The sequence below is a fragment of the Acidobacteriota bacterium genome, from assembly GCA_033549365.1.
Lineage (GTDB): Bacteria > Acidobacteriota > Aminicenantia > Aminicenantales > Saccharicenantaceae > JAWSUF01.
In genome coordinates this window covers 195,162-209,353 of sequence record JAWSUF010000005.1, presented here as the reverse complement: position 1 = coordinate 209,353, position 14,192 = coordinate 195,162, and the positions used below count along the sequence as shown (strand labels likewise).

Genomic DNA, 14,192 nt, shown 5'->3' with positions numbered 1-14,192 from the left:
CGGAATTCAGAAAGAGTTAATAAACCGGTATTTTTATGAATAAGTCAGACTCGCCACCAGTAGGAGAACTTGATGAAATAATACTTCCCCCCGCTTCTGAACATCCCCTGTTCGTCGCGCGAGCGGGAGTCGTCGATGCCGAGGTAGAAGACCGTGCCGGGATTGATTTCGTAGCTGACCAGGCCACTCAGAAAAATCTGTCTGTAATAGTCGTTGTAGTCGGTGATGACCCGCAGGGAAAGCGGCCGGGACATTTGCCAGCTGAGGCGCTGGCTGATGATGTTGATGGAATAGACCCGTTCGCCTCCGCGACCCAGGGTGAAATTGTTGTTTTGAAAATTGTAAGACAAGGCGATGTTGGAGCGGGGTTGAAGAGTCATCCGGAGACTCTTCGAGGTTTTCCAACCCAGGTAGGGATCATCGCTGTAATAAATGCCGTCGCCGAAACTGAAGGAGACATGTCCGCGGATCCAGGCGAACGGATCGGAGAACAGGCTGGCCCGGAACTGGTTGGGCCGGAAATCCACGCCGTTGTATTTCTCAAAACCTTGTTCATAGTTGACCATGACAAAGGATTGCCGCCAGCCGCTGGCGAAAAGGGACAAGGTCACCTCATCGTCGGTCAAAATCCCTTTGTAGTCGTAAATCCGGCGATACGAAAGAGACGGCGTCAGTGAAACGATCAGAGGCGTCTGGGGCAGGAAGGAATAGCCGACCCGGGTGTGGAGGCTGTGGATGTCCTTGCGCCGGAAATAGCCGCCCGCGGCTTCGAACTCGGGGTGGATGCTTGTCCAGTCGGCCGTGATCTGGAGATGGCGGGACTGGCTGTTCAGCCCGACGTGCCAGGCGGGAACAAAGTCCGTCGTCCGCCCTTCGGCCCGGCTCTGCGACGTCAGGGCCTGGAAGGCCAGGCGATTGTAGCGCCCGAGTTTGAACTGGCCGTCGACGCCCGCCACCCTGTTGAATTCCGTTGAGATCGAAGACCCGGTTTCGCCCATTTCCTTGTCGGTCACGATGAAGCCCAAAAAGGACTCGGCGTAGAGATCCTGCCTCATCCGGAGGACGTGAAACAGGGAGCGGGACGGTTCGATTTCGGCGTAGGGATCGACACCGGGGATTTCGATGACCGGCGGATTATCGTCGAGGGCGCTCAGGAAGCCGAGCGTCGTGCCGCCCGTTTTACCGGAGAGCTTGGCGCCCCACTGGGGTTGGACGATTTTTCGGGTATAAAGGACCTCCAGGGGGGTGTCGTAGAAATCCTTGCCCTCAAGGAAGAAGGGCCGTTTTTCCTGGAAATAGAGGGCGTATCGCTGGTTGACGTCCACCTGGGGCATGTCCGCCTCGACCTGGCTGAAATCCGGGTTGAGGGCGATGTCGGCCGTCATGTCCGACGTGATGCCGTATTTGAGGTTGAGACCGGCCTGGGCGCCGAAGGATTCGCCCGGCGCCTGGGCACCGGTCAGGACGGGCATGATCTCGATGTTGCGGCCTTTTTCGATATCACCGGGAATATGAAGCTGCCCCGCCTGGAGGAGAAACCCGTTGACGCTGCGCGAGCGCGGATACCAGTAGATCTCTTCGTTTTTGCGCGGGATGGTCCGCATGATCTGGAGTCCCCAGACCTGTTCCGGACTGTTGGGAAAGCGCAGGCTTTTGAAGGGAATGGCCATCTCGACGGTGTAGCCCTCGTCATCCACGGTGGCGGCGGACCGGAAATAGGTGTCCCAACTTTTATCGACCCGGTCGAAGCCCATGCCCCGGCCCATGCGCCGGATCTCGGTGTAAATTCCGTCGGTTTGGACGCCGCAGGGGTTGACCTTGAAGACGAAGGCCCGCTTTTTGTCGTTGAAGGTGTCGAGATAGATGGTCACTTCGTCGTCGCCCTGAACCCTGTCGCGCTGCGTCAGGCAGGCCCGGATGCCCCGGGCGTTGGAATCGAAACAGCGGACGGCGATGTAAAGATACTTGGGGTCGTAGCCGATATAGGCGATGGTTCGCTCCGTCGGCGCCGCACCCTCGATGGGCTCGTACTGCGTGAAGGAGTCCAACGCCAGAGCGCCGTCCCAATGGGGATTGTCCAGGATGCCGTCGATAACGGGCGGAGTTTCCAAGGCGGGGATCCGGATGGCATAGTCCTCGGGATTGGGAAGGGCTCGGGAATCGCGCGGCTTGGAAGCCGAAACGGGCGACGCGGAAAAAACCACGGCCGTAAAAACAAGAGCCAACAAAGCCGCAAGTTTCTTTATTTTCACATCTGCGCTCTCTATCACCACTCAAGACATCCCTTGGCAAAATCCCGACCGGCCAGAATAGGCCGTCTTTCCATCCGGAAGTAAGCGTGTATTATATCACATATCAGAAGTTCTTTTCGTCTTTTTTGCATGACCGGACTCATCGGGATCGATCCATGCTTAGACGGATTTTTTGCGTTAATTGACTTTGACGTTTCGGGTCTCGAGGCTTACGCCGAGGGCCCGGTCGATGTTGGCCAGGGACAGGTTGTAGTCGATGACGGCCTTGAGCTCGGAGGTTCGGGCATTGGCCAGTTCCCTCTGGTACGTGAGGACGAGGAAGTTGGTGCTCAAACCGACCCGGAGCTTCTCCTCCTCGGCGGCCAGCTTCTGTTCGGCCAGCTCGCGGGCCACACGGTAGGCCTGGACCCGCTGAAAATCCGTATCCAGCGACCGGACGGCGTTGCGGATTTCGACCAGGATTTGCTGTTCCTGATTCTGGAGGTTCAGCGCAGCCTGTTCAAATCCGATTTTCGCCTGGGCATAGGCGGCGCGGGACAGGACATTGCTCAAGGGAACGCTGAGGCTCAGGCTGAGCGACCAGTTTTCATATCGGAAGCCGAAGGCATCTTTGAGGGCATCGGAAAAACCGCCGGGGATGACCCCGACAATGATCCCCGACAAGGGATTCCCGCCCTGGTAGAGGATCCTGTCGCCCGATATCCCCGGGCTCCAATAGCCGGCCGAAAGACTCAGGTCGGGAAGGAGCTGGTTGCGCGCGTAGGACACATTGAACCGCTCGGTATCGAGGCCGATGCGGGTGGCCTCGAGGTCGGGCCGCCGGGCCAGGGCCGTCGCGACGGCTTCCTCCAGGCTGATTGTCCGCTCCTGGAAGGTCGGCGTGTCGGCCGGGACGATGACGGCACCCCCCTTGTCCTTGTCATGAATGATGTTGAGGAGCGCTTTCAACCGGTCCTCGGCGCTTTTGACCTGGGCTTCGGCCTGCAGGATGTCCGCCTCGCGCGTGGCCACCTCGGCCTGGGCGCTCAGGACTTCGATGGGCGCCATGGTGCCGATCTCGACCGACCGCCGGTTCTTCTCCAAAAGGTCGCGGGCCAGGTCGAGCGACTGTTGCCGGACCTTGAGCGTCTCGATCGTGTAGACCAGATTCCAATAGGCATCCTCGACCGAATAGATCACATCCATGATGTTTTTCTTGAACTGATTGGTCGAGACGTCCAGGTTGTTGCGGGCCACGATGATGTCGCGGCGGCTGATGTCGCGGCCGAAGTTCCGCAGAAGAGGCTGGCTGAAGTTCAGGCGCAGGGTGCTGCCGTAGCGGGGATTGATGGTCTGGAAGCTGCGGTTCGAATCGCTGACATAATTGGTCAGGATCGCGTTCAGTTGTCCGCCGTACGGCAGGGTCTGGCCAATCTGGAAAGAATAATCGTCGTACTGATCGAGAACGGCGTCCGCCGCCTCAAGAAATGAGTACGAGGGGCTGTTCGTGTTTCTCTTTCCGGCGCTGAAGGACAGGCTCGGATAGTATTTTTCCCGGCTCCGCGTGAGGGCCGCCCCGGCCGCTTCGGGTCCGAGAACCTGGATCCGGACGTTGAGGTTGTTTTCCATGGCCCGGACGATGCATTCCTCGAGTGTCAGGGTGAGCGTTTCCTTCGCATCCTGACTCCAGGCCGGTATCAGACCCATGGCCAGACAGAGGATAAAGATGGCCGCCGTTTGCAGTCGTTTCATGGCGCGTCTCCTTGTTTGCATTCCTATTCTATCGACGTTTTTTTTGCCGTCTTTCGATCACTCGTACCGAAGCGCCTCGATGGGATCGAGCTTGGACGCCTTGCGGGCCGGGTAGAAGCCGAAGAAGATGCCGACGGCCGCGGCGAAGGCGAAGGCCAGAAAGATCGAATCCATGGAGACGACCGTATTCCACTGGGCGAAGGCGGGAACTTTCTGGACCAGCTTCGACCCGGCGATTCCGATGCCGATGCCGATCAGCCCGCCGATCACGCACAAGACGACGGCCTCGATCAGGAACTGGAGCAGGATGTCCCGTTCCTTCGCGCCGACGGCCATGCGGATGCCGATCTCCCGCGTCCGTTCGGTGACGGAGACGAGCATGATGTTCATGATGCCGATGCCGCCGACGAGAAGGGAGATCGAGGCGATGCTGCCCAGCAGGAGCGTCATGATCTTGGTCGACTCCGCGGCGCTTTCGGCGATTTCGGACATGTTGCGGACGGTGAAATCGTCGTCCGCGCCCGGGGCGATCCGGCGCCGGATGCGCAGAAGCTCCTCGATCTGGGCGCGGGCGGCGTCGGTCTGGGCCGCCGAGACGGCCGAAACATCCATGGATTGGATGTTGTCGGTGCCGATCAGGCTGCGCATGGCCGTTGTGTAGGGAACGGCAATCATGTCGTCGCGGTTGAAGAAGCCGCCCTGCTCGCCCTTGGATTCGAGGACGCCGATGACCCGGAAGGGGATGCGCTTGATCCGGATGATCCGGCCGATGGGGTCCTCGTCTTCGAAAAGGCTCTTGCGGACTTCGCTGCCCAGCACGCAGACTTTGGCGCCGGAGCGGACCATGGCCTCATCGAAGAAAACGCCGTCCTGGACAGGCCATTTGCGGACCTCGGGATAAGCGTGGCCCGTCCCCTGAATGGATGTGTTCCAGTTCTTGTTGCCGTAGATGACCTGGGTCCGGGTGTTGACGTTGGGCGAGATCTGGAGGACGGCGCCCAACTGCTGGATGGCCTCGGCGTCGGCCTCCTTGAGAGGGTTGGCCGATCCGGCGCCGAAATGGCGGCCGCCCACGGCCCGGCTGCCCGGGCTGACGAAGAGGAGATTCGTTCCCATGGACTCGAAGCGATCCTCGATGCCGCGCTTGGCGCCTTCGCCGATGCTGACCATGGCGATCACGGCACCGACGCCGATGATGATGCCGAGTGTCGTCAGGAAGGACCGCATCTTGTTCCGGCCCAGGGCCCTGACGGCGACCCGGATGGTTTTCAGTATATTCATGTCCGCCTCTCTTCGCCCGTGCTCAGGCCGGGCACTGCCCTTCGCTCGTCTCCTCCCGGATGATCTCGCCGTCCTTGATGTAAATCCGCTTCCGGGCGAAGGCGGCGATGTCCGGCTCGTGGGTGACCATGATGAGGGTGATGCCCTTATCCCGATTGAGCCGGCAGAAGATGTCCATGACTTCGGTACTCGTCACGCTGTCCAGGTTGCCGGTGGGCTCGTCGGCCAGGATCAGGGAGGGATTATTGAGCAGGGCCCGGGCGATGGCCACCCGCTGCTGCTCGCCGCCCGAGAGCTGGTTGGTCTTGTGGGATTCGCGGCCGGCCAGGCCGACCAAGGCCAGGGCTTCGCGGGCCCGGCGCGTCCTTTCCTTTCCGGTCACGTTCGAATAAAGGAGAGGCAGCTCGACGTTCTCGAGGGCCGTCGTTCGCGAGAGAAGATTGAAGGTCTGGAAGACGAAGCCGATCTTTGTGTTCCGGATTCCGGCCAGCTTGTCGCGGCTGAAGGTCGAGACTTCCTGCCCTTCGAGATAGTATTGCCCCGACGTCGGACGATCCAGACAGCCGATAATGTTCATCAGGGTGGACTTGCCCGATCCCGAGGCACCCATGATGGCCAGGAAGCCGCCGGCTTCGAGTTTGTAACTCACGCCGCGGAGGGCCCGGACTTGGGTTTCGCCCATGTCGTAGGTCTTGGTCAGGTCCGCAAGCTCGATGATGTTGCCGTTGGTGGTCATGAGATGTCTCCCGGGTCGGTCTCGCGGCCTCAACGGCCGATGAACATCACGTTGCCTCTTCCCGGGCCGCCCATCGTGGGGGTTGCGGCCCGGGCCGTCGCCGAGCCGGATTCATATCCGATGACGACCTCGTCGCCCTCCTTGAGTTCGCTCTGGAGGATCTCAGTGTAGGAGTTGTCGGTGACGCCTGTCCGAAGAAACATCATGGACAGCTTGCCGTCGGCGCCCAGGATCCAGACCCGGGAAGCCTGGCGGGCTCGGCCGCCGGGTCCGCCTCCGGCGCCCGCTTTCATCATGGCGCCGGGAACGCCCGAGCCGTCGCCGCGCTGGAAAACCCTTTGGGTCTGAGCGGAGGCGTCGGCGGAGGGACCGGAGCCCGGAGCGGCGCCTGTGTCTTTGCGCTGGGCCATCATCCGTTCCTGGGTTTCCTTGACGAGTTTCTGGAGTTCCTCGGGCGACAGGTTCGGAGTGAAGCGCAGGGCGGCGTTCGGGACGCGCAAAACGCCCCGGGCTTCGCCGACGATGATGGACACCGTGGCCGTCATGCCGGGCCTGAGCTTCATGCCGGGATTGTCGACGTCGACGATCGTCGTGTAGGTGACGACGTTCTGGGTGACGACGGGGGAATAGCGGACCTGGCGGACAAGGCCGCTGAAATTGTCGTTGGGGAAGGCGTCCACGGTGAAGCGGACTTTCTGGCCTTCCTGGACGCGGCCGATGTCGGCCTCGTCGACGCTGCATTCGACCTGCATCTTGGTCAGATCGTTGGCGATCTCGAAGAGCTTGGGAGCCTGGAAGCTGGCCGCCACGGTCTGGCCCTGGTTGATGTTTCGGGAAATGACGACGCCGTCGATGGGCGAGCGGATGATGGCATAGTCGAGGTCGACCCGGCTCGTTTCGAGCTGGGACTTGGCCTGTTCGAGGCGGGCCTCCGCCGATTGGACGTCGGTTTTGGCCGCCAGGTAGTTGGACTCGGCCGCGTCTTTTTCCTCGAAAGAAATGAGCTTCTTTTCGAAGAGACTCGTTGCGCGCTCGTATCGTCTTTTCAGGTTCTCTGTTGTCACTTTCGACCGCTCGAGAGATGCCTGGGCGCTCATGTAGTTGGCCTGGTTCTGCTCGACACGGGTCCGCAGCATGGATTGGTCGATCTCGGCGATGACCTGCCCCGCCTTGACCTGGGAGTTAAAATCCACATAGAGCTTTTCGATCTGGCCGGAGACCTGGCTTCCGACCTCGACAACGGTCACGGGGTTCAGGGTGCCCGAGGTGAGAACCATGGCCTCGATGTCGCCGCTTGTCAGGGCTTCCATACGGTACTTGACGGCGTTGTTTTTGCCGTTTTTGAGGGCGCCGAAGACAATGACGGCTCCGGCCACGATCAAAACGGCCGCGATGATTCCAATGGTGCGTTTTCTCATGGTGATTCTCCTGGGCCCGGGTTACGGGCTATAACGGCCGCCCGGAGGTTCCGGAAAAATCGGGAGAACGGGGGACCGCTTGGGGTTCGAGCCTCCCGAAGAGCCCCGGGGGGCCGGACGGGATTTTCTCATTTTTTCATCATAGGCCTTGCGGGCCTCGGTGTATTCGTCGATCAGGGCCTGGAATTTTTCGCGCTGCCCGGCATCGAGAACATCGTCGATTTCCGTCTTGAGCAGGGCGCGGATTTCACCGAACTGCCTGTGGAGGCCGGTCCGGACGTCCTTCATCCGCTCCTCGTTCCTGCGAAAGACCTCGCGAATGGCTTCGATCTGATCTTCGCTCAGGCTCATTTGTGTGGCCATGTAATCCAGGGTCAGGAATTGGGGGCGGTCTTTTTCCCGGCGCTCCCATTTCTTGCGCATGGAGTATTTGTCAAAACAGATCCCGGCGGCGAAACCGGCGGCAAACACGGCGATCAGGGAAAAGGCGATCCAGATTTTGGCTTTCAGAATTCTCATGGGCGATCTCTTCGTGCGGGGGGAACCTCGTCGATCGAGGCGACGAGAAGCATGAGCCCCCGGGTTTCGGGTTTTTCCTGCTCGAAAATGGTCCGCGCCTCCTCCATGGGGTTGATGTTCTGGAGAAGGAGAATTTCCGTGGAGGTCAGCGGTTCGTCGAATACCGGAACGACAAGAGCCAGGGCCAGGCCGACGACGGCGACCGCGGTCATGAGGACCGGGACGGTCCGCAGGCTCCACCTTTCCCAAAGGAGGAGAGGCGCGGGCGTGACGGGGCGCGGTTCGAGCCGGGGCATAATTCTTTGGGCCAGGCCGGGAACCGGGTCAGGCACCGGTGTGGGTCGAAGGGTCCGGGCGATCCGGGCATGCTGGGCGGCGCGACGCGCGCAGGCGGCACATGTCCGGAGATGGTCATCCAGAGCCGGCGCCAAGGTCTCATCCAGGCGGCCGTCCAGACGGCGGAAAAACAGGCGCTCCGCTTTTTTACAACGCATGAACCTCTCCTTCGCTCTCCAGGCCGGGCTCCAGAATCGTGCGCAGGCGGCGGCGGGCCCGGTGAATCCGGGAATCGACGGTCCCGGGGGAAATGCCGAGAATCCCGGCGATGTCCTCGTAGGACAGACCCTGGATGTCCCGGAGTGTCAGAATGACTCTGTGCTTTTCGGGAAGAGCCGCCAGCCCGCGCCGCACGAAGTCCCGGGTGGCCCGGGCCTCTTTCTCGCGCTCGCCGGCTTCGACGTTTCCGTCCACGGCCAGGGTCGCATCACCGACGTCCTGGAGAGGGACTTCCCGGACCTTCTTGTTTTTTCTCAGGAAGTCCTTGGCATGATTCACGGCGATCCGGTACAGCCAGGTTCCGAATTCCGACCGGAATCCGAAACGCGGCAGGGCCAGCCAGGCCTTGACGAAGACGTCCTGACTCAGGTCGTCCGCCGTCTCCCGGTTGCCGGTGAATGAATAAACCATCTGAAAAACCTTCCGCTGGTACTTTTCGATGAGGAGGGCGAAGGCCTCGCGGCTTCCCTCCTGTGCTTGAAGCACCAGCTCCTGTTCGTTCATGGGGCGTTGATCCCAGCGCCCTCTTTCACTTTTTTAGACGGAGGGCCCTGAAAAATCTTCCATTTCGGGAAATTCAGGAGTTTCATGTCTATATACTTGCCCATCAAGAATCCTCGATTCTTTAGACAAATCCCGGCTCCCGTCCTTTGTGGACGGCCGCGCCTTCCTTTTATTTTACGTCAAAACCCCCCATTCCGTTTCCCCGCTGCTTTGGCTGCTGGATATTATTGATAATAATATAATTACAATATTTTTGCCAGGTTTTTCCGGCTTTTTAGCCGCATCTTATTTATTATGTGTTACTTCCAGCAGCCAGAGTACGGAGGAGGGTAATGGCGTGGGAGGCGATGGCGGCTCGCCCCCCGATCTCCCCCAAGCCTTCGGCCGTTTTGGCCTTGATCCCCAGGTCGGACGGAGAGATGCCCAGGATCGGGCAGAGCACATCGCGGATCGCGCCATGGCAGGGCCCCAGGCGGGGCGCCTCGGCGACGACGACGGTATCCACGTTGACGACTTCGAATCCCTTTTCCCGGACGATCTCCATGACCCGGGCCAGAAGGTCCGTGCTCCGGGCGTCCTTCCATCGGGGATCGGTGTCCGGAAAATGGCCGCCGATGTCCCCGGCTCCCATCGCTCCGAGAAGCGCGTCGATCACGGCATGAATGAGGCAATCGCCGTCGGAATGACCGGCCGCACCGAGATGAAAGGGGATGTCCACCCCGCCGAGAACAAGTTTTCGGCCGGGAACCAGCCGATGCAGATCATAGCCGATGCCGATTCTATACATGGAGAAGCGCCTCCGCCAGTTTCAAATCCTCCGGCCGGGTGATTTTGATGTTGCCCGGCTCGCCGGGAACGACATGGACGGGATATCCCGCTCTTTCGACCAAGGCGGCCTCGTCCGTTCCGACATATCCGTCCCGGACGGCCTTGTCCAGCGCGGCCGCCAGCACACCCCGCTTAAAGCCCTGGGGCGTCTGAACCGCGGCCAGTTCCGACCGGTCCAGCGTTTCGACGACACAGCCGTCCTTAACCCGCTTCATGGTGTCGGAGGCGGGAAGAACCGGGATGGCCGCGCCTTTGGCCCCCGCCGTCCGGATGATCCGCCCGACGAGATCCGCGGAGGCGAACGGCCGGGCCCCGTCATGGATCAGGACGATATCCCCCATCTCCGCCGCGGCCCAGCCGAAACCGCGGAGAACGGAATCCTGGCGCTCCTTCCCGCCGGGCACGACGGTATGGATTTTGGGATACCGGCGCCGGAAATCCCCGCCGTTCCGCCCGGGCGGAAGAACGAGAATGACGGCGCCGACATCCGCATGAGCCTCGAAGGTTTCGAGCGACCAGTCGATGATCGGTTTTCCCCCCAGCATCGCAAACGGCTTGTTTCCGCCGAACCGCTCCCCCCGGCCTGCGGCGACGATGATGACGGTTGCGCTATTCACTCCGCGTCTTCGTTGTACCGGCCGAATATCATCTTGCCGACCGTGGTCTGGAGCACGGACGTCACGGTCACGGCGACGGTCTGGCCGATCATCCGCCGGGAATTGTCGACGACGACCATGGTGCCGTCGTCGAGATAGGCCACGCCCTGATCCCTTTCCTTGCCCTCCTTGAGAATGAAGACATGCATCGTCTCGCCGGGAAGCACGACGGGCTTGATGGCGTTGGCCAGCTCATTGATGTTCAGAACCTTGATCCCCTGGAGATTGGCCACCTTGTTGAGATTGAAATCGTTGGTGATGATCTTGGCGTCCAGATTCTTGGCCAGTTCGATCAGCTTGGAATCGACGTCCCGCACATCGGGGAAATCGACATCCGAAACCATGACCGGAACCTGGGAAGCTTTCCGCAGCCGGTCCAGGACATCGAGACCGCGCCGTCCCCGCTGACGCTTCAAGCCGTCGGCCGAGTCGGCGATGAGTTGAAGTTCCTTCAAAATGAACTGCGGCACGATGATCGAGCCCTCGATGAAGCCGGTGTCGCAGAGATCCGGAATGCGGCCGTCGATGATCACGCTCGTGTCCAGGATCTTGCGGCTGCGGCCCTCGTTTTTCTCGCGGAAAAACCGCAGGACATGCCCCGGATCGAGCCATTCGGACTTTTTTGTTCCGACCAGGAATCCGATGTACGGCAGGAGAACCAGAAAGAACATCCGGGTGAACGTGGCCATCTCTTCGGTCCGCACCACGGCCTGGTAGATGCCGCCCAGCAGCCAGCCGAGGAGAATGCCCAGGAGCGTGCCCGTCGCGGCGCTCCACATCATCTTGAAGGGCATGCGCCGGATCCGCGTCTCCAAAATCATGACCAGGCCGCCGAGAACGAAGGCGACCGCGGCGCCGGCCGGAGGCGTCAGATTAAACGGCGGATAGAAATATCCGGCTGTAACGACCAACGCGAGAACGACGATTCGAAAAACAATAAGGCCCATGACAACCGTCCTTATAAAAACTGATCATATATATTCAGAACATTTCTTGCAAGGCCCGGCGCACGGTCCGTACGCCCAGACACTTGATTCCGGCCCGCGAATCCTCATCCAAAACCTCCAGATTGCCTTCCGGCATCACCACCGTCTCGAAGCCGAGCGCCCGCGCTTCGCGGACCCGGGACAGGGCCTGGCTCACGGAACGGATTTCACCGCTGAGGCCCACTTCGCCGAAAAAAGCCGTATCCCGGGGCAGGGCCTTGTTCCGGAGCGATGAGACGACGGCCATGACCGCGGCCAGGTCGGCCGCCGTCTCGTCGACCGACATCCCGCCGGCCACGTTGAGATAGATGTCCTCCGAGGCGAAGCCGTAGCCCAGCTTTTTTTCCAATAACGCCAGAAGCATGGCCGCGCGCTGCGGGTCGAGCCCGACCGTCATCCGCCGCGGATTGCCGGAAAAGACCGACGAGGACACCAGGGCCTGGATCTCGGCCAGAAGAGGCCGGGCGCCCTTGATCGTGCAGACCACGGCGCTTCCCGGTTCGTCCTTCGGCCGCTCCTTGAGAAAAAAGGCCGAGGGATTGGCCACGGGCTGAAGTCCCGAAGACGTCATTTCGAAAACCGCCAGTTCGGACACCGGGCCGAATCGGTTTTTGAGGGCCCGCAGGATGCGGTGGCTGTGGTCCCGTTCGCCTTCGAACAGGAGAACGACATCCACCAGATGCTCCAGCGATTTGGGCCCGGCCAGGGATCCGTCCTTGGTGATATGGCCGACCAGAAACGCGGGAACCCCGCTGGTTTTGGCGAATCGAAAAACCTGTTGGGCGACTTCACGGACCTGGCTGATCGTTCCCGGGCTCGACGTCATCTTCGACGAAAACACCGTCTGGACGGAGTCGATGACCAGGACCTGCGGCTGCAGTTTTTCGGCCTGGACGATCACGCGCTCGCAGTTGGTTTCAGCCAGAAGATAGAGGTTTCCTCCGGCCACCCCGATCCGGTCGCCCCGGATTTTGACCTGCTCCAGCGATTCCTCGCCCGACACGTAGAGGACGGTTTCGCCGCGGGCGGCGGTGTCGCGGGCGGCCTGGAGAAGCAGGGTCGATTTCCCGATGCCCGGCTCTCCGCCGACCAAGACCAGCGATCCGGCCACGGCCCCGCCGCCGAGCACCCGGTCGAATTCGTCGATCCCCGTCGGCCACCTCGACGCCGACGTTTCCAGGATGTCTCCAAACAGGACGGGATCGGCCGGCGGGAACAGAGATTCGGCCGGAGCGAGGACGGGTTCGGCCGCCTCTTCGATCATGGTGTTCCATTCGGCGCAGCCGCCGCAGCGGCCCGTCCATTTGGGCGACCGGAAACCGCAGGCCTGACAGACGAAGACCGTCTTGTCCTTCATCCCGCCTCGACTGCAAAATCCATTTCGGCGAAGCGGGCGTATTCGCGGATGAAAGCCAGGTGGACTTTACCCGTGGGGCCGTTTCTCTGTTTGGCGACGCTGATTTCGGCGACGCCGCGGATCTCGAGGTTTTCGGGATCGTAGTAGTCCGGCCGGTAGATGAAAATGACGACGTCGGCGTCCTGCTCGATGGCACCCGACTCCCGAAGATCGGACAGTTGCGGCCGCGATTCGCCCCGCCGCCCCTTTTCCGGGGCCCGGCTGAGCTGGGAGATGCCGACTACGGGGATCTTGAGCTCCTTGGCCAATTCCTTCAGAGACCGCGTGACGAAGGACATCTCCTGGTTTCTGTTTTCGAAACGGCCCCCGGTTCGCATGAGCTGGATGTAGTCGATGAAGACGATGTCCAGCTTGTGCTCCATTTTAAGGCGCCGGGTCTTGGCCTTCATTTCCATGACGGTCAGAGCGGCCGACTCGTCGATGAAAATCCGGGCCTGGGCGATGGCCTCCCCGGCCAGCTTGATTTTCTCGTAGTCCCGGTCACTGATGAAACCGCTCCGCACCTTTTTGATGTCCAGATGCGATTCGGCACAGAGCAACCTCATGATGAGCTGCTCCTTGGCCATTTCCATGGAGAAGAACCCCGCGGAATAATCGGTCTTGAGGCCCACATGCTGGGCGATGTTCAGGGACAGTGCCGTTTTGCCCATCGAGGGCCGGGCGGCCACAACGATGAAGTCCGAGCCGTGAAACCCCGCGGTCAGGCCGTCCAGCGAACGGAACCCGGTCGGAATGCCCGTCACGGCTTCCTTTCGCTGCTGGAGTTTCCGGATCGTGTCCAGGGCTTCCTGGGTCAGGTCACCGACCGGGACGAAGCCCTGTTTAATGCGTTCCTCGGCCACGTCGATGATGGCTTCCTGGGCGGCGTTGAGCAGGTCGTCGGCGTCGTCTTTTTGATCGTAGCTCGAAGAGATGATTCGGGCGGATGACAGGATCAGCCGCCGCAGCAACGCCTTTTCCTTGATGATCCGGGCATAGTAATCGATGCTCAGGCTTTTGGGGACCCCGTCCATGAGGGAGGACAGATAGGCCGATCCGCCGATCTCATCGAGAACGCCGGCCCTCTGAACCTGTTCCGAGAGGCTGAGAAGGTCGACGGGCAGGCCCTTGTCGATGAGGACGATGATGTTTTCGAGAATTTTCCGGTGGGCGTCCTTGTAGAAATCCGCCGGCGAAATAATCGACAGCAGGACGTTCAGATTTTCGTTGCGGACGAGGATCCCGCCGAGGACGGTTCGTTCCGCCTCCATGCTGTGCGGAGGCGTTTTTTTCAGGAACATGAGATCCAGTTCCATATCCGCCCCCTTCC

General features: G+C 60.8%; 13 protein-coding genes. All 13 read right to left on the bottom strand.

Annotated features, from left to right (window positions below):
• Positions 1-44 precede the first annotated feature (44 nt).
• The 13 genes from SCM96_09540 to dnaB all read right to left on the bottom strand — a co-directional run bounded on the left by SCM96_09540 (position 45) and on the right by dnaB (position 14,178).
• Positions 45-2,252, bottom strand: a complete 2,208-nt coding sequence (locus SCM96_09540) for a DUF5916 domain-containing protein (protein MDW7760867.1) — start codon at positions 2,250-2,252, stop codon at positions 45-47.
• Between the two features lie 177 nt (positions 2,253-2,429).
• Positions 2,430-3,983 carry a TolC family protein gene (locus SCM96_09535; GenBank protein MDW7760866.1) on the bottom strand — a complete coding sequence of 518 codons (1,554 nt, stop codon included), beginning with the start codon at positions 3,981-3,983 and terminating at the stop codon, positions 2,430-2,432.
• Positions 3,984-4,040: 57 nt separating this feature from the next.
• Positions 4,041-5,264, bottom strand: coding sequence for an ABC transporter permease (locus SCM96_09530; protein ID MDW7760865.1), 1,224 nt, complete (start codon positions 5,262-5,264; stop codon positions 4,041-4,043).
• A 22-nt stretch (positions 5,265-5,286) separates the two neighbouring features.
• Entirely contained in the window at positions 5,287-6,000 is a 714-nt protein-coding gene (locus SCM96_09525) for an ABC transporter ATP-binding protein (GenBank protein MDW7760864.1), read from the bottom strand.
• A gap of 29 nt (positions 6,001-6,029) precedes the next feature.
• On the bottom strand, positions 6,030-7,418 hold the full coding sequence (locus SCM96_09520; GenBank protein ID MDW7760863.1) for an efflux RND transporter periplasmic adaptor subunit: 1,389 nt from the start codon (positions 7,416-7,418) through the stop codon (positions 6,030-6,032).
• 21 nt (positions 7,419-7,439) lie between these two features.
• Positions 7,440-7,937, bottom strand: a complete 498-nt coding sequence (locus SCM96_09515; protein MDW7760862.1) for a hypothetical protein — start codon at positions 7,935-7,937, stop codon at positions 7,440-7,442.
• Positions 7,934-8,431: a zf-HC2 domain-containing protein gene (locus tag SCM96_09510; protein MDW7760861.1), complete on the bottom strand. Its 498-nt coding sequence runs from the start codon at positions 8,429-8,431 to the stop codon at positions 7,934-7,936. The genes SCM96_09515 and SCM96_09510 overlap by 4 nt, the downstream gene beginning before the upstream one ends.
• Entirely contained in the window at positions 8,421-8,996 is a 576-nt protein-coding gene (locus SCM96_09505) for a sigma-70 family RNA polymerase sigma factor (GenBank protein ID MDW7760860.1), read from the bottom strand. Before SCM96_09505 ends, SCM96_09510 begins: the two co-directional genes overlap by 11 nt.
• 292 nt (positions 8,997-9,288) lie before the next feature.
• Entirely contained in the window at positions 9,289-9,783 is a 495-nt protein-coding gene (gene ispF / locus SCM96_09500; GenBank protein MDW7760859.1) for a 2-C-methyl-D-erythritol 2,4-cyclodiphosphate synthase, read from the bottom strand.
• Positions 9,776-10,441: a 2-C-methyl-D-erythritol 4-phosphate cytidylyltransferase gene (ispD, locus tag SCM96_09495; protein ID MDW7760858.1), complete on the bottom strand. Its 666-nt coding sequence runs from the start codon at positions 10,439-10,441 to the stop codon at positions 9,776-9,778. Before ispD ends, ispF begins: the two co-directional genes overlap by 8 nt.
• A complete protein-coding gene (locus SCM96_09490) occupies positions 10,438-11,427 on the bottom strand; it encodes a TRAM domain-containing protein (protein ID MDW7760857.1) in 990 nt (329 codons plus the stop codon). The genes ispD and SCM96_09490 overlap by 4 nt, the downstream gene beginning before the upstream one ends.
• 34 nt (positions 11,428-11,461) lie before the next feature.
• The gene (gene radA, locus SCM96_09485; protein ID MDW7760856.1) at positions 11,462-12,823 is read right to left on the bottom strand and encodes a DNA repair protein RadA; all 1,362 of its coding nucleotides are present in this window, start codon (positions 12,821-12,823) and stop codon (positions 11,462-11,464) included.
• Positions 12,820-14,178, bottom strand: coding sequence for a replicative DNA helicase (gene dnaB, locus SCM96_09480; GenBank protein ID MDW7760855.1), 1,359 nt, complete (start codon positions 14,176-14,178; stop codon positions 12,820-12,822). Before dnaB ends, radA begins: the two co-directional genes overlap by 4 nt.
• Positions 14,179-14,192: the final 14 nt, after the last annotated feature.

Excerpts from the sequence above, each read along its gene's own strand:
- SCM96_09530 (MDW7760865.1), bottom strand. The coding sequence starts at position 5,264 with ATGAATATACTGAAAACCATCCGGGTCGCCGTCAGGGCCCTGGGCCGG.
- SCM96_09535 (MDW7760866.1), bottom strand. The coding sequence starts at position 3,983 with ATGAAACGACTGCAAACGGCGGCCATCTTTATCCTCTGTCTGGCCATG.
- SCM96_09510 (MDW7760861.1), bottom strand. The coding sequence starts at position 8,431 with ATGCGTTGTAAAAAAGCGGAGCGCCTGTTTTTCCGCCGTCTGGACGGC.
- SCM96_09505 (MDW7760860.1), bottom strand. The coding sequence starts at position 8,996 with ATGAACGAACAGGAGCTGGTGCTTCAAGCACAGGAGGGAAGCCGCGAG.
- SCM96_09515 (MDW7760862.1), bottom strand. The coding sequence starts at position 7,937 with ATGAGAATTCTGAAAGCCAAAATCTGGATCGCCTTTTCCCTGATCGCC.
- SCM96_09520 (MDW7760863.1), bottom strand. The coding sequence starts at position 7,418 with ATGAGAAAACGCACCATTGGAATCATCGCGGCCGTTTTGATCGTGGCC.
- ispF (MDW7760859.1), bottom strand. The coding sequence starts at position 9,783 with ATGTATAGAATCGGCATCGGCTATGATCTGCATCGGCTGGTTCCCGGC.
- dnaB (MDW7760855.1), bottom strand. The coding sequence starts at position 14,178 with ATGGAACTGGATCTCATGTTCCTGAAAAAAACGCCTCCGCACAGCATG.
- SCM96_09490 (MDW7760857.1), bottom strand. The coding sequence starts at position 11,427 with ATGGGCCTTATTGTTTTTCGAATCGTCGTTCTCGCGTTGGTCGTTACA.
- SCM96_09525 (MDW7760864.1), bottom strand. The coding sequence starts at position 6,000 with ATGACCACCAACGGCAACATCATCGAGCTTGCGGACCTGACCAAGACC.
- radA (MDW7760856.1), bottom strand. The coding sequence starts at position 12,823 with ATGAAGGACAAGACGGTCTTCGTCTGTCAGGCCTGCGGTTTCCGGTCG.